Raw genomic sequence first — 17,477 nt, 5'->3', positions numbered from 1 at the left:
CTGTTTGGCGTTTTCTACGAACAGAAGTGGCCAGACTCAGGCCGTTTCAGTATGAACATATGAGCAAGAATTCGCTATCTCCGCGCGTAGACCCTTGACCCATAAGGGTTCCGGGGCGACTGAAGACGTCGTTTCGTGCTCCTCGTAAGCTGTGCCCATGGAGAAGTGGACCCCCAAGCACGAGGCACCCGAGCCCCTTGAAGGGCCCGTGGTCGCCACCATCACGGGCGGCACGATCCTGTGGTTCGTCCTCTTCCTGGTGCAGCTGCCGTTCTACGGCTGGTTCGACGACCACGGCCACACCTGGTGGGTGTGGACCTGCCTGGCCGGCGCCGGACTCGGACTCATCGGCATCTGGTACGTCCGGGGGCGCGACGCGGCGCTCAAGCGCGCGGCCGCCGAAGCGGGCCCGGCACCCGAATAGCGGCCGGCCCGGCACCCGGGCACCGGCCGGCACGCCGCGCGTACCACCACGGGACCGGCCCCCGCCCCTGCACGTCCTCCCCGGGTCGGATCTTTGGCGCACCCGAGGGGTGAAGCCGCAAATCCGCCCGTACTGTCGTTGGCATGACGCACATCGACGCGGGCGCCGAGCTGGACCCGGTCCACCCGGTGCCGATGCCCCAGCGGGCGAGGGGCCTCACCACCGGCGAGGTGGCCGAGCGCGTCGCGCGCGGCGAGGTCAACGACATACCGGTCCGCAGCTCCCGCTCCACCACCGAGATCATCCGCGCGAACGTCTTCACGCGGTTCAACGCGATCATCGGCATCCTCTGGCTGATCATGCTGTTCGTCGCGCCGTTCCAGGACAGCCTCTTCGGCTACGTCATCCTCGCGAACACCGGCATCGGCATCATCCAGGAGCTGCGCGCCAAGAAGACCCTCGACTCACTCGCCGTCATCGGCGAGGCGAAACCGACGGTCCGGCGCGACGGGCGCGCCACCGAGATCTCCACCTCCGCCATCGTCCTCGGCGACCTGATCGAGATCGGGCCGGGCGACAAGATCGTCGTGGACGGCGTGTGCGCCGAGGCCGACGGGCTCGAGATCGACGAGTCCCTGCTCACCGGCGAGGCCGACCCCGTCGTCAAGCGCCACGGCGACCAGGTCATGTCCGGCAGCTTCGTCGTCGCCGGCGGCGGCGCGTTCACCGCCACGAAGGTCGGCCGCGAGGCCTACGCCGCGCAGCTCGCCGAGGAGGCCAGCCGCTTCACCCTCGTCCATTCCGAGCTGCGCACCGGCATCTCCACGATCCTCAAGTACGTCACCTGGATGATGATCCCGACCGCGATCGGCCTCGTCATCAGCCAGCTCGTGGTCAAGGAGAACGACTTCAAGGACTCCGTCGCGCGGACCGTCGGCGGCATCATTCCGATGGTCCCCGAGGGACTCGTCCTGCTCACCTCCGTCGCCTTCGCGATCGGCGTGATCCGCCTCGGCCGAAAGCAGTGCCTCGTCCAGGAGCTTCCCGCCATCGAGGGCCTCGCCCGCGTCGACACCGTCTGCCTCGACAAGACGGGCACCCTCACCGAGGGCGGCATGGACGTCACCGAGCTGCGCCCGCTCGGCGGCGCCGACGAGGGCTACGTACGCAAGGTCCTCGGCGCGCTCGGCGAGTCCGACCCGCGGCCCAACGCCTCGCTCCAGGCGATCATCGACGCCTACCCCGACAGTGAGGAGTGGCGCTGCACCGAGTCGCTGCCCTTCTCCTCCGCCCGCAAGTACAGCGGCGCCGCGTTCAGCGAGGGCGACGGCACCACCAGCGCGTGGCTGCTCGGCGCGCCCGACGTTCTCCTGCCGGCCGGGCACCCGGTGCTCGCCGAGACCGAGGAGCTCAACCACCGGGGCCTGCGTGTCCTGCTGCTCGCCCGCGCCCGCGGCGACCTCGACGACCCGGCGGTCAAAAAGGGCGCCGAGGCCGTCGCCCTGGTCGCCATGGAGCAGCGGCTGCGGCCCGACGCGGCGGACACGCTGCGGTACTTCTCCGACCAGGGCGTCCACGCGAAGGTCATCTCCGGGGACAACGCGGTGTCGGTGGGCGCCGTCGCCGGGAAGCTGGGCCTCGCGGGCGCGCAGGACACGGTCGACGCCCGCTCGCTCCCCGCCGACCAGGCCGGGATGGCCAAGGCCCTCGACGAGAACACCGTGTTCGGCCGCGTCACCCCGCAGCAGAAACGCGACATGGTCGGCGCGCTCCAGTCCCACGGGCACACGGTCGCCATGACGGGCGACGGCGTGAACGACGTGCTCGCCCTCAAGGACGCCGACATCGGCGTCTCCATGGGCTCGGGCTCGGAGGCGACCCGCGCCGTCGCGCAGATCGTGCTCCTCAACAACAGCTTCTCCACGCTGCCGTCGGTCGTCGCCGAGGGCCGCCGCGTCATCGGGAACATCACGCGCGTCGCGTCCCTGTTCCTGGTCAAGACGGTCTACTCGGTGCTGCTCGCCGTCCTCGTGGTCTGCTTCCAGATCGAGTACCCGTTCCTGCCACGGCACCTGACGCTGCTGTCGACGCTCACGATCGGCATCCCCGCGTTCTTCCTGGCGCTCGCGCCCAACAAGGAGCGGGCCAGGCCGCACTTCGTCCGGCGGGTGATGCGATACGCGATCCCGGGCGGCGTCGTCGCCGGGACCGCCACCTTCGTGACGTACATGATCGCCCGGCACTACTACACGGGCTCCGGCGCGCTCGACGCCGAGACGAGTTCGGCGACGCTGACGCTGTTCCTCGTCTCGATGTGGGTCCTCGCCATCATCGCGCGGCCCTACACGTGGTGGCGGGTGTGCCTGGTGGCCGCGATGGCAGCGGCGTTCCTGCTCGTCCTCGTGGTGCCGTGGCTCCAGGAGTTCTTCGCGCTGAAGCTGGTGGGCGCGTCGATGCCGTGGACGGCGGTCGGCATCGCGGCGGTGGCGGCGGTCGCCCTGGAGTTCCTGTGGAGATGGGTCGACCGCCGCTTTCCCTGTGACTAGCGCACGTCGACGAAGTCGCTGGTCGACGTCACGGACGGGGTGGTGGAGGTGCCGGCGAACGAGTAGCGCCAGTAGCCGTCGGAGGCGGCAGTGACGGTGGTCTTCAGGCTGCCGGTCGAGGACGACGTCACCGTCTTGACGGTGGTGTAGCTTGCGGCGCCCTTCTTCTTGAACTGGAGCTTCACGGGCTGCTTGGTGTAGCCCATGTACTTGCTGGTGTCCCAGTTGGCGCGGGTCAGCGAGCCGGTCACCGTGATGGTCTTGCCCTTGGTGACGGGCTCGGGGGAGGCGTTGGTGGTGAGCTTGGAGTAACGCTGCAGGGCGGGAGCGGTCAGGCCGTACTGCTCGGCCACGCCGACCTTGCTCGCGTCGAAGTCGTCGGCGTCCGGGTCCTGGCCGTTGAAGGCGATGGCATAGCCCTCGGCCTTCCACTTGGCTCCGGCGTCGTCGTTGGTCAGCTCCTCCTGCGGATAGATGTCGAGCGTGCCCTTGCAGGTGGCGACGGTCGAGGAGACGACCGAGCAAGCAGGCCAGTCGTCGCCTATGAGGACGTTGTCCGGGGCGTCGATCGTGCCGCGGTAGATGTCCACGTCGAGCATGAAGTCGTCGGCGAAGATGTCGACATCGGCACCGTGGGTCACGGTGTAGGTGACGGGGACGGTGACCTGCTTGGTGGTGCCGGAGACGATCGGCTTGCCGCCGTTCACGCTCACCTTGGAGAAGGACAGGTCGAGCTGGTACGGCGTGCCGGTGTCGTCGGCGGCGCGGAGCGACTTCGCCTGCTGGCCCGACTTCTGAGCCGTCAGCTGCTGTACCAGGGCGCGGGCCTGCGACGGGGTGGGCTGGTCAGCGGCCTGCGCGGCGGGCACGGCGAACGCGGTGAGAGCCAGGGCGCCGGAGACGGTCGCGGCGGCCACAGTGGCACGAATGCGCATGTGTTCCCCAAGTTGGAGAAGGGGTCCCGCGGTGCGTGTGCCTTCACGCGGGACCCAAGTGATCTAGGAGTCTGTTGACTCGGAAGATCAGACACACGGCAGGAGTGACTGGTTGTACGGCAGGTGAAGACTTTGTGACCGCTTTACGATCACGGGCCTCGCCCTAGTCGAACCAGCGGTCCCGCGCCAACTCCGCCGTCCGCGACGGGTCTTCGAGCAGGGCCGCGACCTCGAAGCGGCGCGGCCACTGCTCCGCCGCCCACGCCAGGCCCGCCGCCACGCCCTCGAGCGTCGAGGCGTGGACCGTGCCGTCGGACGGGCGCCGCCAGTCGACCTCCACCCCGGCGACGAACAGCTCCTCGTGCTCGACGTACGTCTGCGGGGTCGCCGGTCCGAGCAGGGTCCGTACGGAATCCGGCACCGGGTGCTCGGCGCCCTCCTCGGTGACCTCCGCCTCCGCCGTCGCGCTCAGCCGCCGCACCTGGAACAGCTCGGCGAGGTCCGCGGCCCGACCCGGGCTCACCGGCAGCAGGGCCAACCCCCCGGCCAGGGGCAGCAGATCGGGCGCGTCCGCGACGACGGCGTCGGCCGCGTCCACGACCCTGACCTCACCGTCCACCACGGCCCGCAGCTCGTCGGGCAGGGTCACCTGCTCCGGGTCGAGGTCGGCCAGCGCCCCGTACAGGGCGTGGAGTTGGGCCGCGCCGACTTCGCGCTCCGGGTCGGCGAGCCGGTCGAGGAGCTCGGCCGCGCCGCCGGGCTCGTCGAGGAGCGCGGCGACGGAGGTGCGGACGCCGAGGGCGCGCAGCACCTGCTCGTCCTCGAACCCGGTCGCGTCCGCCGGGTCGTAGAGCCCGGCGAGCAGCGGGTCTCCGCCCGCCGCGCGCAGACCGGCAGGCCTGCGGCCGTCGAGGACGGGGTGGTCGCGCAGCCACCAGGCGGTGTACGGGCGGACGATCTCATGCGTGCCGTCGGGCAGCAGGACCCGTACGGGCTGGGTGAGGGCGTCGCGCAGCGGGGGGCGGGACAGCAGGGCGAGGGCCTGGGGCCAGTGGTCGTCGTCGACGAGGTCCAGGTCGCGTACGGCGACGAGTTCGGTGGCGACGGGCGGCACGGGGCTGTCGGGCAGGCGGTCGAGTACGTCCTCGCACCACACGTCGACCGCGTCGAGCAGGCCCGCGTCGTCCGGCTCCGCGAAGTCGCTGTCGCGCGGGTCGAGTTCGTCCGGGTCGAGGACCACGTCGGTGGCGCGGACCAGGGCGAACCCGGCGAGGACGCCGCACGCGGCGAGCGGCTGCTCGCCCCACCGCTCGGCGAGGTCGCCGTCCACCATGGCGAGTTCGCCCTCGCGGACGACCTGCGCGAACGGACTGCCGGGCAGCACGAGTTCACCGGCGGGCACCAGCTCGCCCTCGTCGTCGGGCAGCGCGAGCGCGCCCAGCCACGGCTCGTCCCCGGGCTCCAGGTTCGCGTCCCGTACGAGGGTGAGGACCAGGTCGGCCAGCTCGTCCACGCCGACCGGGCCGTCGTCGTCGAGGGACCAGGCGTCGTCGTCGAGCGAACCGGCGACGGCCGCCCGCACCTGAGGTGTCGTCAGGACGGCGCGGGGCGTCGCGGGCAGCGCGCCCAGCTTCTCGAGCAGCGGGTGCGCGGCGTCGACGTGGGCGACCTTGAGGCCGAGCCGGGCGAGCGTCTCTCCAGGTGTCACGTCCGGCATGGGCAGCAGCACCTGCCGCGGCCCGATCGTCGTACGCCCACCGGCCAGCGGCACCGGGAGCCCGGTGAGCCGGTCCGGGTCGACGCCCGCGAGGCTGTCGTACAGGCGCCGCCACCAGCCCGGCTCCTTCTCCAGACCGGCGAGCCGGTCGACCGCCTCCGTCAGCGGGACCCGGGCGACCTCCAGGGTCCGCAGCTCGACGCGGCGTTCCAGTCCGGCGGGCAGCAGGCTCGGCAGGACCTCGGCGAGGACCCGCACGGTCTCGGCGCCGGCACCCTCGACGACCTCGGCCTCGCGCGGCCGCAGCGTCTCGGGCAGTCCGTCGGCGTCGTCCTTCGCACGCGGCAGCGCGGGCGGCAGGAACGCGGTGCGCGGCAGCCGGGCCAGGATCGCCCCGCGCAGGCTGCCGTCCAGTTCGCCCCGGCCGAGCGGGCCCGGCACCAGGCCGAGGACGGCGGTGCTCACCGGGCGCCATCCGGCGAGGAGTTCGGCGTAGGCGTCGGCGGCGCGCTCCACCAGGAAGTCGGTGAGCGGCCCGGAGGCGGTGTGCCGCCGGGTCGTGTCGAGGGGGAACGAGGCGATGAGCAGGGCGGGCACGCCGAGCGGTTCGTCGCTGGGGGTCGGCGCGTGGAGCACGGGCGCGCTGCGCGGCGGCTCGGGGGCGCCGTCGGTGTCCACCGGCACGGCCCAGGTCACGGACCAGTGCGGGCGCAGGCGCTCTTCGAGGGGACGGTCGGCGAGGAGCGCGGCTTCGAGCGGGCCGTTGCGGACGAGGACACGCCAGCGGGTCGTGACGCTCTCGCGCCCACCGGACGCGGCGTCCTCGCGCTCGTCGTCCACCGCCACGTACGGTCCGTCGGTCCTGCGGCGCAGGATGCGCGTCCCCGACTCGGTCTCCACGACGACCTCGTCGAGACCGGGCAGGGCGAGGAGGAGCGTGTCGTCGATGGCGTCGATGAGCCGCGCCGCGAGCGCCTGTGCCGCGGCGTCGCGCAGCGGCAGGATCACGACGGTCTCGTACGGGTCCGGGGCCGAGCCCTCCGCGGCGAACGGGAGCCTGAGGAGCGGCACGTGGCCGTCCCGGCGGCGCAGTTCGTCGCCGAGGCCGGGGCTGTGCCGGGCCGTGTCGGCGGCGAGGCCGCGCGCCTCGGCGAGCGACCAGCGCACCCCTCCCGTGCGGCCGACGACCGCGGGCTCGTCGGTCACGGCGAGGACGGCGGCGAACCCGACGCCGAACCGGCCCACCGCGCCGTCGCCCTGCTCGCGCTTGGCGGAGGCCCGCAGCGTGGACAGCGACTCGACACCGGCGGCGTCCAGCGGCGCGCCGGTGTTGGCGGCGACGAGCACGCCGTCGCGCAGGGTCAGGGAGAAGCGGCCGGGGACACCCGCGCGGGCGGCCGCGTCGGCGGCGTTCTGGGCGAGCTCGACGACGAGACGGTCGCGGTAGCCGCCGAGGGCGAGATCCTCCTCGGCGTTGGCGTCCTCACGGAAGCGGGCCGCGCTGCCGGCCCAGGCATCGAGAACCCCACGCCGCAGACGGGCCGTCCCGAACGGGTCCATCCCCTCCGCTGCCGGGCGCACGATCTTGCTCACGCTCACGGTGTGGTCTCCCTCTGACGTTCACCCAGGCCAACCCTGGCGACGCAGACGCTACCGCGCGGGCGGAAGGAGAACGGCGAGGGCTACGAGTGCCCCAGGTCCTCCGTACCGTCCGGGGCGCTCGGGACCGAGCCCGAGTCCGCCGCCGGGCGGAGCGGGAACGGGTCCACTCGCGTCTCGTCGATCACCGGCGGGGCCGGGCGCGGGGGCTTCGGCATGACGGCCGCCTCGGAGTGGCCTCCGCAGCCGTACGAGAGGGAGACGACCCGGCCGTCCGCCGGGGAGAACTCGTTGCCGCAGACACCGAAGGCCTGGCCGAGCGAGCCGCCGATCGGGGCGAGGAACCCGCAGGACACGCAGGTGGCGGGCGCCGCTTGGGCCATCTGTGTCTTCGCGCCGTACGCCTCGTCCCAGCGGTCGGCCGCGACGTGGAGGCCGTACCGGGACAGAACCCGGGCGCGCCGCATGCCGAGCTCCTCGGCGACCGAGGCGATGGAGCCGCGCTCGGGCGCGACGGGCAGTTGCGCGGGCGGTCCCACCGTCAGCTCGGCGTCCTCCGCCTCGGCGAGTTCGGCCATCTCCTCGGACACCACGGAGTTCGGCGGCGGGACGTCCTCACCCGAATAGCCGGGCTCGAGCCGAAGATCCTCGGCGTCGGTCGGGAGCAGGTCCCCGGGGCCCATGTCGCCGGGCCGCAGCCGCTCGCTCCACGGCACCCACTCGGGGGCGAGGAGCGCGTCGGGACCGGGCAGCAGAACCGTCTCGTCGAGGGTGACGACCTTGGCGCGGGAGGCCCGCGCGACCGTCACGGCCCACCGCCAGCCGCGGTAGCCGAACTCCTTGCACTCGAAGAGATGCGTGACGACACGGTCGCCCTCGACGACCACGTCGACGTGCTCGCCCACGACTCCTGGCGCGGCGGCCTCCTCGGCCGCGGTCCGCGCGAGGCCTACCGCCTCGGCGCACAGACGGTCAGGGGTGCGGCTTCGCGTTGTCGCTGCGCTCACAGGTATCGCTTCTCTCCTACGCCGTCTCACGAGTGCGCCACCCTTGCGCGGGGGTACGGACGGAGCGGACCAGGGGGCCGCGTCGACGTCCGCGCCCGAACGTCCCCGGGCGCACCTACGTCACCCATTCTGCGGGATGACCGAGAGGCGCGCGGCCGAGCACAGCTGCCGCAGGCGCGTTACGCACGCTACCTTCTCCCGGCCCGTGCGCCCACACCGACGTACAAGTAGCTGTGTCCTGCACCACGCGGCGGGGCGGTTCCGAGGGGCCACGGCGGCGACCCGCTCCGCCGATATCGGCACTAGTCACCACCTTCCGAGGGCACTATGGCTGAGTGACTTCCGCAAGGTCGTCGTCGCGCGCAGCAGGCGGATCGGGCCCGGTACGCAGGGCGGTCCGCAGACTCGGGCGCGCCCTGCACCTGCCGTTCACCGGCACGGCACGCGGGATCCGCAAGGCGACCCACGCGCACGGCGCGGGCGAGTCGGGTCTCGGAAAACTGATCGAACTGCACGCGGTGAACGGCGCCGGCGATGTCATGATCACCATCGCGCTCGCGTCCACGGTGTTCTTCTCGGTGCCTACGGACGAGGCGCGCGGGCGCGTCGCCCTGTACCTCGGCATCACGATGGCGCCCTTCACGATCCTCGCGCCCGTCGTCGGGCCGCTCCTGGACCGGCTGCCGCACGGGCGGCGCGCCGCGATGGCCGCTTCGATGCTGGCGCGGGCCCTGCTCGCGATCGTCCTGTCCGGGGCGGTGATCAGCGGCGGCGTGCAGCTGTACCCGGCGGCGCTGGGCGTCCTGGTGGCGTCCAAGGCGTACGGCGTGGTCCGCAGCGCCGTCGTGCCGCGTCTGTTGCCGCCCCGCTTCTCCCTGGTCAAGGCCAATTCGCGGGTGACGCTCGGCGGGCTCCTCGCCACGGGTGTGGCCGCGCCGGTCGGCGCCGGGCTCCAGATGCTCGGGCCGCGCTGGCCCCTCTACGGCGCGTTCGTGATCTTCATTTCGGGGATGGTCCTGTGCTTCCAGCTGCCGCACAAGGTGGACAGCGCGAAGGGCGAGCGGACAGCGCTCCTCGCGGCCGACGAGCAGCATCTGCACGGCCCTCACAAGGAGACGACGAAGCAGAAGCGCCCCGGCCTGCGCACGGTCGGCCCGGCCGTGACGCACGCGCTGTTCGTCAACGCCTCGCAACGCTGCCTCTCCGGCTTCCTGATCTTCTTCCTGGCGTTCCTGCTGCGCGAGCACCCCATGCCGGGTCAGAGCGCCGCCGTGTCGCTCAGCATCGTCGGCGTCTCGGCGGGCGCGGGCAACGCGCTGGGCACGGCCGTCGGGGCGTGGCTCAAATCACGGGCGCCGGAGATCATCATCGTGACGGTGGTGGCGGCGGTCCTGGGCGTGGCGATCACGGCCACGCTGTTCTTCAGCGCCGCCCTCACGGCGTGCCTGGCGGCCGTCGCCGGGTTCGCGCAGGCCCTCTCCAAGCTGTCCCTGGACGCCCTGATCCAGCGCGACGTCCCCGAAGAGGTCCGTAACTCCGCGTTCGCCCGCTCCGAGACCCTCCTCCAGATGGCGTGGGTCCTCGGCGGCGCCATCGGCATCGCACTGCCCCTGAACGGAGCACTGGGCCTCGGCGTCGCCGCGGCGATCGTCGGAACCGGCTGGCTGACGACCGTACGGGGGCTGCTGGCCGCCGCGCGCCACGGCGGCCAGGCACGCAGCCGCGTGGCGTGAGGGGCGGCCGGGAGAGCGGGAGATCCACCACGGATGGCGTGAGCATGCGGCACGCCGTACCCGCATGGCGAGTGTGTGCGGGCCGCCAGATAGCCTGCCCGCATGACCTCCCTGCGTTTCACCGTGCGCAACCGCCGCACCGTGGCAGCCGCCGGCGCCGTCGCTGCCGGACTGCTCGTCCTCTCGGCCTGCGACAAGCCGACGCCGCTGGCGACCATCACGGTCGGCCGCTCCACGGTGACGTCGGAAGCCGCCTGCTACAACGACGGCAAGGCTCTGAACGCCTCCGCGCTGAAGGACTGCCTCAAGAACAAGGACATCAAGTCCATCAAGGTCGACCCCGACGCGACGGTCCGCTTCGGCGTCGACCCGAAGATCGCGGATAAGGGCTGGACCCTGCTGATGAACGGTCAGCCCCTGACCGACGCCAGCAACAAGACCTACCGCACCGTCCCGGGCAGCGTGTTCTTCAACCAGCAGTACGGCGCCACGGGCAGCTCCACGACGGTCTCCATCGTCGAGGGCAGCGGCTCGAACGCGACCGGCCTGTGGTCGTTCAAGCTCAAGAAGGACGCCTGACGGAGCACGGGCGGGTCCTGATCGCCACCGCCGTCCCCGCGGAGCGGGACGCGGTGGCCAGGGGCCTGTCCGGGGCGGGCGCCGCGCACCCTGCCGTCGATGTCGTCGCGGTGGGCGTCGGGCCCGCCGCCGCGGCGGCCGGTACCGCCACCGCCCTCACCACCGCCGCCCTGTCGGGGCGGCCGTACCGGCTGGTCGTCTCCGCCGGGATCGGCGGCGGATTCCAGCCGGACGCGCCCATCGGCTCTGTCGTCGTCGCCGACGCGCTGACCGCCGCCGACCTGGGCGCCGAGACACCCGACGGCTTCCTGCCCGTCACCGAACTCGGCTTCGGCACGGTCACGCACCTCCCGCCGCCCTCCCTCGTACGGGACGTCGCCGCGGCCACCGGCGCGCTCACCGGCACCGTCCTGACCGTCTCCACCGTGACCGGCACCGCGGACCGCGCCGCCGAGCTGCTGCGCCGTCACCCCGGCGCCGCCGTCGAGGCGATGGAGGGCTTCGGGGTCGCCGAGGCGGCCGCCGCGCACGGCGTGCCCGTCCTGGAGATCCGCGCGGTCTCCAACGCCGTCGGCCCCCGCGACCGCGCGGCCTGGCGCATCGGCGACGCCCTCGCGGCGCTCACCGAGGCGTTCGGGAAGTCCGCGCCCGTACTGGAGAGTTGGAACCGCACATGACGCACCCCGAAGATCTCAGGATCGCCTTCTCGCCCTGCCCCAACGACACGTTCGTCTTCGACGCGTGGGCCCACGGCCGCGTCCCCGGGGCGCCCGCCCTCGACGTGACCTTCGCCGACATCGACATCACGAACGGTGTCGCCGAGCGCCGCTCCCCCGAGTTCGACGTGCTGAAGGTGTCGTACGCCGTCCTGCCGTACGTCCTCGACGACTACGCGCTGCTGCCCTGCGGCGGCGCGCTGGGCCGGGGCTGCGGCCCGCTCGTGCTCACGCGCGAGCCGGGCGTCGACCTGACCGGGAAGACGGTCGCCGTCCCCAGCGAGAAGTCGACGGCGTACCTGCTGTTCCGCCTCTGGACCGCGGACGTCGTGCCCGGCGGTGTCGGCGAGGTCGTCGTGATGCCGTTCGACGAGATCATGCCCGCCGTGCGGGACGGCAAGGTCGACGCCGGACTCGTCATCCACGAGGCCCGCTTCACGTACCGGAACTACGGCCTGCACTCGCTCGCCGACATGGGCGAGCACTGGGAGAACACGACCGGGCTGCCCATCCCGCTCGGCGCGATCATCGCGAAGCGGAGCCTGGGCGAGGACCGGCTGCGCCGGCTCGCCGACGCGGTCCGCACCTCGGTGCGCATGGCCTGGGACGACCCGGAGGCCTCCCGCCCCTACGTCCAGGAACACGCCCAGGAGATGGACCCGTCGGTGGCGGACCAGCACATCGGCCTGTACGTCAACGAGTTCACGGCCGACCTGGGCGAGAACGGCTATGCGGCGATCCGCGGTCTGCTCACGCGCGCCGCGGCCGAGGGGATCGTGCCCGCCCTCGGCCCGGGTGCGCTCGCGTTCCCGTAGCGGTGGTCAGACGTCCAGTTGGTCGGCCACCGCTCGCAGCAGGCCCGCGATCTTCGCGCCGGAGGCCTTGTCCGGGTAGCGGCCCTTCTCCAGCATCGGCGTGATGTTCTCGAGGAGCGTCGTCAAGTCCTGGACGATCGATGCCAGTTCGTCCGGCTTGCGGCGCTGCGCCGCGGCCACGGACGGGGTCGGATCAAGGATGGTCACGGAGAGCGCCTGGTCGCCGCGCTGTCCCGCGACGACGCCGAACTCGACACGCTGGCCCGGCTTGAGAGCGTCCACGCCGGCCGGGAGTACGGAGGAATGCACGAAGACGTCGCCGCCGTCGTCGCGGGAGAGAAAGCCGAAGCCCTTCTCGCTGTTGAACCACTTGACCTTGCCGGTAGGCACGTGAAGTCCTCGTCCTCGTACTCGTCATGCCGTTTCGTGCGATGAAGAACGGCGCTGGAAACGGCTCTGGATAGCACTGCAGCGGGTCGCCCGACCCGCCGGCACCAGGCTAATGGCCCAGGAGCCCGTGACAAGACGGCCCGAGGAACCCGGATTGTTCCTTCGCGCTGGGAACTACCCTGGTCGGGTGCGTGACAAAACCCAAGCGAATTCCGCCGGCCCCGGCGACGGCCTCGTCAAGGCGGGCGGCATCGTCTTCATCGTCGGAGCCGTGGCCACCCTGGCCACGATGGCTCCCCTGTTCCTCGGAACCGACCCGTTCCCGCCCGTCGCCTACGCGGTGTGCATGCTGATGGGTGTCGGCTTCCTGATCTCCGCGGCCGGAGTGCTGCGCGGGATCGCCGTGCAGCGCCGTCAGGCCCGCTCGGCGACGTAGCGCTCCAGCCAGGCGGGGAACTCCGTCAGATCCGCGAGCACGACGTCCGCGCCGGCCTCGCGCAGCTCCGCCGCGTCGCACGGCCCCGTCGTGACCGCCACGGACAGCGCGTCGGCGGTGCGGGCGCCGCGCACGTCGCCGGTGTGGTCACCGACGTACACGGACGCGCCGTGCTCGCGCAGCGCCGTCGCCTTGCCCTCGGCCCACAGGTTGCCGATGACCTCGTCGGCGGCGATGTCCAGGTGTTCGAGGTGGAGCTTCGCGTTGGGCTCGTACTTCGCCGTGACGACGATCGCCCTGCCGCCCGCCGCGTGCACCGCGGCGACGGCCTCGTGCACGCCCGGCATCGCGTACGTCCCGGTGATGGCGTGCGCCGGGTAGAGCTGCCGGTACAGGTCGGCCATCTCCGGGATCCGCTCCTCGGGGAACCAGTACGCGAGCTCCTGCTCAAGCGGCGGGCCGAGCCGGGTCACGATGAGGTCGGCGTCGAGCCGCGCGCCCGTACGGCCGGCGAGTTCCAGCCAGGTGTCCCTGATCCCCGGCCGTGAGTCGATCAGCGTCATGTCGAGGTCGAAGCCGACCGTCGGTCCCGCGGCTGATCCGTTCGCGCTCTCGTATGCACCCATGAGGGCCATTGTGCCTGGGCGTACGATTGCCGCTTAGCTAAGCCTTACCAACCTCGGATTGGTCCATGGGTCAGATCACAGCCGCCCCCGCCGCGCGGCGACGCATCGTCTGGACGGCGGCCGCGCTCGTGGCCCTCGTTCTCGCGGTCCTGCTCAGCCTCGCCGTGGGCGCCCGCGCGATCGCCCCGTCCGCGGTCCTCGACGCGCTCGTGCACGGCGGCCACAGCGACGACGCCGAGGTCATCAGGGGCCTGCGGTTGCCGCGCACGCTCGTCGGCCTGATGGTCGGCGCCGCGCTCGCCCTCGCCGGGACCGTCCTCCAGGGCATCACCCGCAACCCCATCGCCGACCCCGGGATCCTCGGCATCAGCCAGGGCGCGTCGGTCGGCGTCGTCCTCGCGATCGCCTTCGCCGGCATCCACACGCTCACCGGCTACGTCTGGTTCGCGTTCGCGGGCGCGGCGCTCGCCTCCGTCGCCGTCTACGCCATCGCCTCCAGCGGGCGCGGCGGCGCCACGCCGGTGAAACTCGCGCTCGGCGGTGCCGCGATCAACGCCCTCCTGGTCTCCGTCACCACAGCCGTCCTCACCACGAAGGCGTCCGCCATGGACGAGTTCAGGTTCTGGCAGGTGGGCTCGCTGTCCGGCCGGGACACTCACATCGTGGGCCAGATCTGGCCGTTCCTCGTCATCGGCGTACTCCTCGTGCTGTCCGTCGCCCGCGGCCTCGACGCGCTCGCGCTCGGCGAGGACGTCGCCAAGGGGCTCGGCCAGCGGGTCGCGACCGTACGGATCGTCGGAGGCCTCGGCGCGACCGTCCTGACCGGCGTCGGGGTGGCCGCCGCGGGACCGATCGCCTTCATCGGCCTGGCCGTTCCGCACATAGCCCGGGCCGTCGTGGGCAGCGACCACCGCTGGGTCCTGCCGATGGCGGCCCTCATCGGCCCCGTCATGCTTCTCGTCTCCGACACCGTGGGCCGCGTCGTCTTCCCGCCGAGCGAGGTGCCCGCGGGCGTGATGACCGCGCTGATCGGCGTCCCGTTCCTCGTCACCCTGGTCCGGCGCAAGGCGGTCCCCGCATGAGTACGACCACCGCGCCCCGGGTCCGCCCCGCCGGGTACTCCGTCGTCCGCGCGGGACGCGCCGCGTTCCTCCTGCACCGCAGGGCCGCCGTCGTCGCCGTCTCCCTCGTGGTCCTTCTCGCGGCCGCCTGCCTCGCCTATCTCTGCGTCGGCGAGTCCTTCATCGCCCCTGCCGAGGTCCTCAAGGTCATCACCGGCCGGCCGTCCCCGGACGAACTCGTCGTCGGCACGCTGCGCGCCCCCCGCATGGTCGTCGGGCTTCTCGTCGGCGCTGCGTTCGGCGTCGCGGGCGCGCTCATCCAGACCGTCGCCCGCAACCCGCTGGCGTCCCCCGACATCATCGGCATCAGCCAGGGCGCGAGCGCTCTGACGGTCGGCGCCATGACGTTCGGCGTCACGTCGTACGCGGTCCTGCCCTACCTCTCCGTACTCGGCGGCCTCCTCGCCGCGCTCCTCGTGTACGCCTTCGCCTGGCGCGGCGGACTGCACGCGACGCGCTTCGTCCTCATCGGCATCGGCTTCGCCATCGCGCTGCGGTCGGTGACGACGCTCTTCATGACGAAGGGCGACTACCTCGTCGCCCAGCAGGCCCAGATCTGGATGACAGGCTCCCTCAACGGCCGCGGCTGGGCGGAGGCCGCCCCGCTCGGCTGGACCCTCCTCGTCCTCGTCCCGTTCGTCGCGTGGGCCGCCCGCGCCCAGCGCACCGTCTCCATGGACGACGACACGGCGACCGCGCTCGGCGTGCGTCTCGGCCGCGTACGCCTCGGCCTCGTACTCCTGGGCGTCGTCCTCGCGTCCGTCGCGACCGGCGCCGCGGGGCCCGTCGACTTCGTCGCGCTCCTGGCCCCGCAGATCGCCCGCCGTGTGACCCGCACCGCCCAGATCCCGCTCCTGTGCTCGGCGCTTCTGGGCGCGTTCATCGTCGTCGTGGCGGATCTGCTGGCCCGGCGCCTGTTCTCCCCCACCGAACTCCCGGTGGGTGTCCTCACGGCCGCCGTCGGGGCGCCGTACCTGATCTGGCTCATCATCCGCAGCCGCACGGGAGGAAACCGGTGACCCGGCTCAGCACCAGCGCGCTCACCCTCGCCTACGAGGACCGCACCGTCGTCCACGACCTCGACCTCGCCGTCCCCGACGGCCGCGTCACCGTCATCGTCGGACCCAACGCCTGCGGCAAGTCGACCACGCTGCGCGCTCTGGGCCGGCTCCTCAAGCCGAGGAGCGGCTCCGTGCTCCTCGACGGCGAAGCCCTCACCCGGCTGCCCACCAAGAAGATCGCCCAGCAGATCGGGCTGCTGCCGCAGACGCCCGTGGCGCCCGAGGCGATCACCGTCGCCGACCTCGTGGCCCGCGGCCGCCAGCCCCACCAGCACTGGTGGCAGCAGTGGTCCGACGCCGACGAGCGCGCCGTCACGGAGGCCATGGAACGCACCGACGTGGCGGCCCTCGCCGACCGCTCCGTCGACGAGCTCTCCGGCGGCCAGCGCCAGCGCGTGTGGATCGCCATGGCGCTGGCCCAGGAGACCGAACTGCTGCTCCTGGACGAGCCGACGACGTATCTCGACATCGCCCACCAGGTCGAAGTCCTCGACCTCGTACGCCAGTTGAACCACGACAAGAACCGCACCGTCGTCCTCGTCCTGCACGACCTCAACCAGGCGGCGCGCTACGCCGACCATCTCGTCGCCATGAAGTCGGGCCGCATCGTCGCCGAGGGCCCGCCCGCCGAGGTCGTCACGGCGGATCTCGTACGGGAGGTGTTCGGCCTGGACTGCGTGGTCGTCCCCGACCCGGTGACCGGTTCCCCGCTGATCGTCCCCGGCGCGCCCTGGCAGGCCGGCGCCCGGTCCGGCGCCCCGTCCGAGTCCCTTTCCCGAGAGGCAGCCTCATGACCCGCAGCGCCCGCCCCGCCCTGACCGCCGGCGCCCTCGCCCTGACCGGCGCCCTGGCCCTGACCGCCTGCGGCTCGTCCGGCGGGGACTCCGGCTCCGACGCGGCCGCCTCGACATCCCCGAAGACGCACACGGTCAGTACGGCGATGGGCGACGTGAAGGTGCCCGAACACCCGGCCCGCGTGGTCGTCCTGGACACCGGCGAGCTCGACTCCGCGCTCACTCTCGGCGTGAGGCTCGTCGGCGCGACCCACGCGGCGACCGAGGAGGGCTTCCCGTCCTACCTGCCCCGAGACGAGGTGAAGGGCATCAAGGAGGTCGGCGAGATCGCCGACCCCGACATGGAGGCCGTCGCCGCCCTCGATCCCGACCTCATCCTCACCAGCAAGGTCCGCGACGGCGCGCGCTACAAGCAGCTCAGCGCCATCGCCCCGACCGTGATGACGGAGTCCACCGGCACCGCCTGGAAGGAGAACTTCCAGGTCCACGCCGACGCGCTGGGCAGGAAGGCCGAGGCGAAGAAGGTCGTCGCCGACTACGACGCGCACGTCGCGAAGGTGACCACCGCGATCGGCGGCAAGGAGAAGGCCGCCGCGACGGACATCAACTTCGTCCGCTTCGTCGAAGGCGCCGACATCCGCATCTACGGGAAGCAGAACTACGTCGGCTCGATCCTCGGCGACCTCGGCGTGGGCCGCCCCGCCGTCACCGACAAGGCCAAGGACGGGTTCTCGTACGACGTGAGCCCCGAGAAGATCGACCTCGCCGACGCGGACGTCATCTTCACCTCGACCTACGGCGACCCGGACAAGGCCGGGGCCACCGGGACGATGAAGAGCGGGCTGTGGAAGCACCTCAAGGCGTCCGAGGACGGCAAGGTCTTCAAGGTCGACGACAACCTGTGGATCGCGGGCATCGGCTACACCGCCGCGCACCAGATCCTCGACGAGTTCCAGAAGGACCTGACCACGTAACGGG

Annotated in this window: 16 protein-coding genes; 11 read left to right on the top strand and 5 right to left on the bottom strand. The window is 72.2% G+C overall.

What is annotated here, in order from left to right; genetic code table 11:
* Positions 1-157 precede the first annotated feature (157 nt).
* Both OHO83_RS25465 and OHO83_RS25460 read left to right on the top strand, forming a co-directional pair.
* Entirely contained in the window at positions 158-424 is a 267-nt protein-coding gene (locus OHO83_RS25465) for a DUF2530 domain-containing protein (RefSeq protein WP_227295457.1), read from the top strand.
* Positions 425-567: 143 nt separating this feature from the next.
* The gene (locus OHO83_RS25460) at positions 568-2,970 is read left to right on the top strand and encodes a cation-translocating P-type ATPase (RefSeq protein WP_266671720.1); all 2,403 of its coding nucleotides are present in this window, start codon (positions 568-570) and stop codon (positions 2,968-2,970) included.
* On the opposite strand, the gene OHO83_RS25455 is transcribed toward OHO83_RS25460, so the two are convergent.
* The 3 genes from OHO83_RS25455 to OHO83_RS25445 all read right to left on the bottom strand — a co-directional run bounded on the left by OHO83_RS25455 (position 2,967) and on the right by OHO83_RS25445 (position 8,228).
* On the bottom strand, positions 2,967-3,905 hold the full coding sequence (locus tag OHO83_RS25455) for a hypothetical protein (RefSeq protein ID WP_266671722.1): 939 nt from the start codon (positions 3,903-3,905) through the stop codon (positions 2,967-2,969). The genes OHO83_RS25460 and OHO83_RS25455 overlap by 4 nt on opposite strands.
* Before the next feature lie 163 nt (positions 3,906-4,068).
* Positions 4,069-7,215, bottom strand: a complete 3,147-nt coding sequence (locus tag OHO83_RS25450) for a sacsin N-terminal ATP-binding-like domain-containing protein (protein WP_266676442.1) — start codon at positions 7,213-7,215, stop codon at positions 4,069-4,071.
* Positions 7,216-7,304: 89 nt separating this feature from the next.
* Complete coding sequence (locus OHO83_RS25445) at positions 7,305-8,228, bottom strand: DUF3027 domain-containing protein (RefSeq protein ID WP_266671724.1); 924 nt, start codon at positions 8,226-8,228, stop codon at positions 7,305-7,307.
* A gap of 335 nt (positions 8,229-8,563) precedes the next feature.
* On the opposite strand from OHO83_RS25445, the gene OHO83_RS25440 reads away from it, so the two are divergent.
* The 4 genes from OHO83_RS25440 (at position 8,564) to OHO83_RS25425 (ending at position 12,071) form a co-directional block, all read left to right on the top strand.
* Complete coding sequence (locus tag OHO83_RS25440) at positions 8,564-9,961, top strand: MFS transporter (protein ID WP_266671726.1); 1,398 nt, start codon at positions 8,564-8,566, stop codon at positions 9,959-9,961.
* 102 nt (positions 9,962-10,063) lie between these two features.
* Positions 10,064-10,540, top strand: coding sequence for a DUF2771 domain-containing protein (locus OHO83_RS25435; RefSeq protein WP_266671728.1), 477 nt, complete (start codon positions 10,064-10,066; stop codon positions 10,538-10,540).
* Complete coding sequence (locus OHO83_RS25430; RefSeq protein ID WP_266671730.1) at positions 10,510-11,217, top strand: futalosine hydrolase; 708 nt, start codon at positions 10,510-10,512, stop codon at positions 11,215-11,217. The genes OHO83_RS25435 and OHO83_RS25430 overlap by 31 nt, the downstream gene beginning before the upstream one ends.
* Positions 11,214-12,071, top strand: coding sequence for a 1,4-dihydroxy-6-naphthoate synthase (locus OHO83_RS25425; protein ID WP_266671732.1), 858 nt, complete (start codon positions 11,214-11,216; stop codon positions 12,069-12,071). The genes OHO83_RS25430 and OHO83_RS25425 overlap by 4 nt, the downstream gene beginning before the upstream one ends.
* Before the next feature lie 6 nt (positions 12,072-12,077).
* Here the strand turns inward: OHO83_RS25425 and OHO83_RS25420 are convergent, their stop codons facing one another.
* Positions 12,078-12,461 carry a cold-shock protein gene (locus OHO83_RS25420; RefSeq protein ID WP_116512381.1) on the bottom strand — a complete coding sequence of 128 codons (384 nt, stop codon included), beginning with the start codon at positions 12,459-12,461 and terminating at the stop codon, positions 12,078-12,080.
* A 154-nt stretch (positions 12,462-12,615) separates the two neighbouring features.
* Between OHO83_RS25420 and OHO83_RS25415 the strand changes: the two genes are divergently transcribed.
* On the top strand, positions 12,616-12,897 hold the full coding sequence (locus OHO83_RS25415; RefSeq protein WP_376223070.1) for a hypothetical protein: 282 nt from the start codon (positions 12,616-12,618) through the stop codon (positions 12,895-12,897).
* Here OHO83_RS25415 and OHO83_RS25410 read toward each other — a convergent pair.
* Positions 12,876-13,523, bottom strand: coding sequence for an HAD family hydrolase (locus OHO83_RS25410; protein WP_266671734.1), 648 nt, complete (start codon positions 13,521-13,523; stop codon positions 12,876-12,878). The genes OHO83_RS25415 and OHO83_RS25410 overlap by 22 nt on opposite strands.
* Positions 13,524-13,588: 65 nt before the next feature.
* Between OHO83_RS25410 and OHO83_RS25405 the strand changes: the two genes are divergently transcribed.
* From OHO83_RS25405 to OHO83_RS25390, 4 genes are read left to right on the top strand one after another with little or no spacing between them, the layout of a single operon-like run.
* Positions 13,589-14,605, top strand: coding sequence for a FecCD family ABC transporter permease (locus OHO83_RS25405; RefSeq protein ID WP_266671736.1), 1,017 nt, complete (start codon positions 13,589-13,591; stop codon positions 14,603-14,605).
* Complete coding sequence (locus OHO83_RS25400) at positions 14,602-15,663, top strand: FecCD family ABC transporter permease (protein ID WP_266671738.1); 1,062 nt, start codon at positions 14,602-14,604, stop codon at positions 15,661-15,663. Before OHO83_RS25405 ends, OHO83_RS25400 begins: the two co-directional genes overlap by 4 nt.
* Entirely contained in the window at positions 15,660-16,499 is an 840-nt protein-coding gene (locus tag OHO83_RS25395) for an ABC transporter ATP-binding protein (protein ID WP_266671740.1), read from the top strand. The genes OHO83_RS25400 and OHO83_RS25395 overlap by 4 nt, the downstream gene beginning before the upstream one ends.
* The gene (locus tag OHO83_RS25390; protein WP_266671742.1) at positions 16,496-17,473 is read left to right on the top strand and encodes an ABC transporter substrate-binding protein; all 978 of its coding nucleotides are present in this window, start codon (positions 16,496-16,498) and stop codon (positions 17,471-17,473) included. The genes OHO83_RS25395 and OHO83_RS25390 overlap by 4 nt, the downstream gene beginning before the upstream one ends.
* Positions 17,474-17,477: the final 4 nt, after the last annotated feature.

The sequence above is a fragment of the Streptomyces sp. NBC_00569 genome (genome assembly GCF_036345255.1).
Classification (GTDB): domain Bacteria; phylum Actinomycetota; class Actinomycetes; order Streptomycetales; family Streptomycetaceae; genus Streptomyces.
Note: the sequence above shows the minus strand (reverse complement) of the source record. Positions and strands in the feature narration are given on the sequence as shown.

Bases quoted from the DNA above. Each gene is read 5' to 3' on its own strand.
- OHO83_RS25425 (WP_266671732.1), top strand. From the start codon at position 11,214: ATGACGCACCCCGAAGATCTCAGGATCGCCTTCTCGCCCTGCCCCAAC.
- OHO83_RS25435 (WP_266671728.1), top strand. From the start codon at position 10,064: ATGACCTCCCTGCGTTTCACCGTGCGCAACCGCCGCACCGTGGCAGCC.
- OHO83_RS25400 (WP_266671738.1), top strand. From the start codon at position 14,602: ATGAGTACGACCACCGCGCCCCGGGTCCGCCCCGCCGGGTACTCCGTC.
- OHO83_RS25405 (WP_266671736.1), top strand. From the start codon at position 13,589: ATGGGTCAGATCACAGCCGCCCCCGCCGCGCGGCGACGCATCGTCTGG.
- OHO83_RS25465 (WP_227295457.1), top strand. From the start codon at position 158: ATGGAGAAGTGGACCCCCAAGCACGAGGCACCCGAGCCCCTTGAAGGG.
- OHO83_RS25390 (WP_266671742.1), top strand. From the start codon at position 16,496: ATGACCCGCAGCGCCCGCCCCGCCCTGACCGCCGGCGCCCTCGCCCTG.
- OHO83_RS25455 (WP_266671722.1), bottom strand. From the start codon at position 3,905: ATGCGCATTCGTGCCACTGTGGCCGCCGCGACCGTCTCCGGCGCCCTG.
- OHO83_RS25410 (WP_266671734.1), bottom strand. From the start codon at position 13,523: ATGGGTGCATACGAGAGCGCGAACGGATCAGCCGCGGGACCGACGGTC.
- OHO83_RS25460 (WP_266671720.1), top strand. From the start codon at position 568: ATGACGCACATCGACGCGGGCGCCGAGCTGGACCCGGTCCACCCGGTG.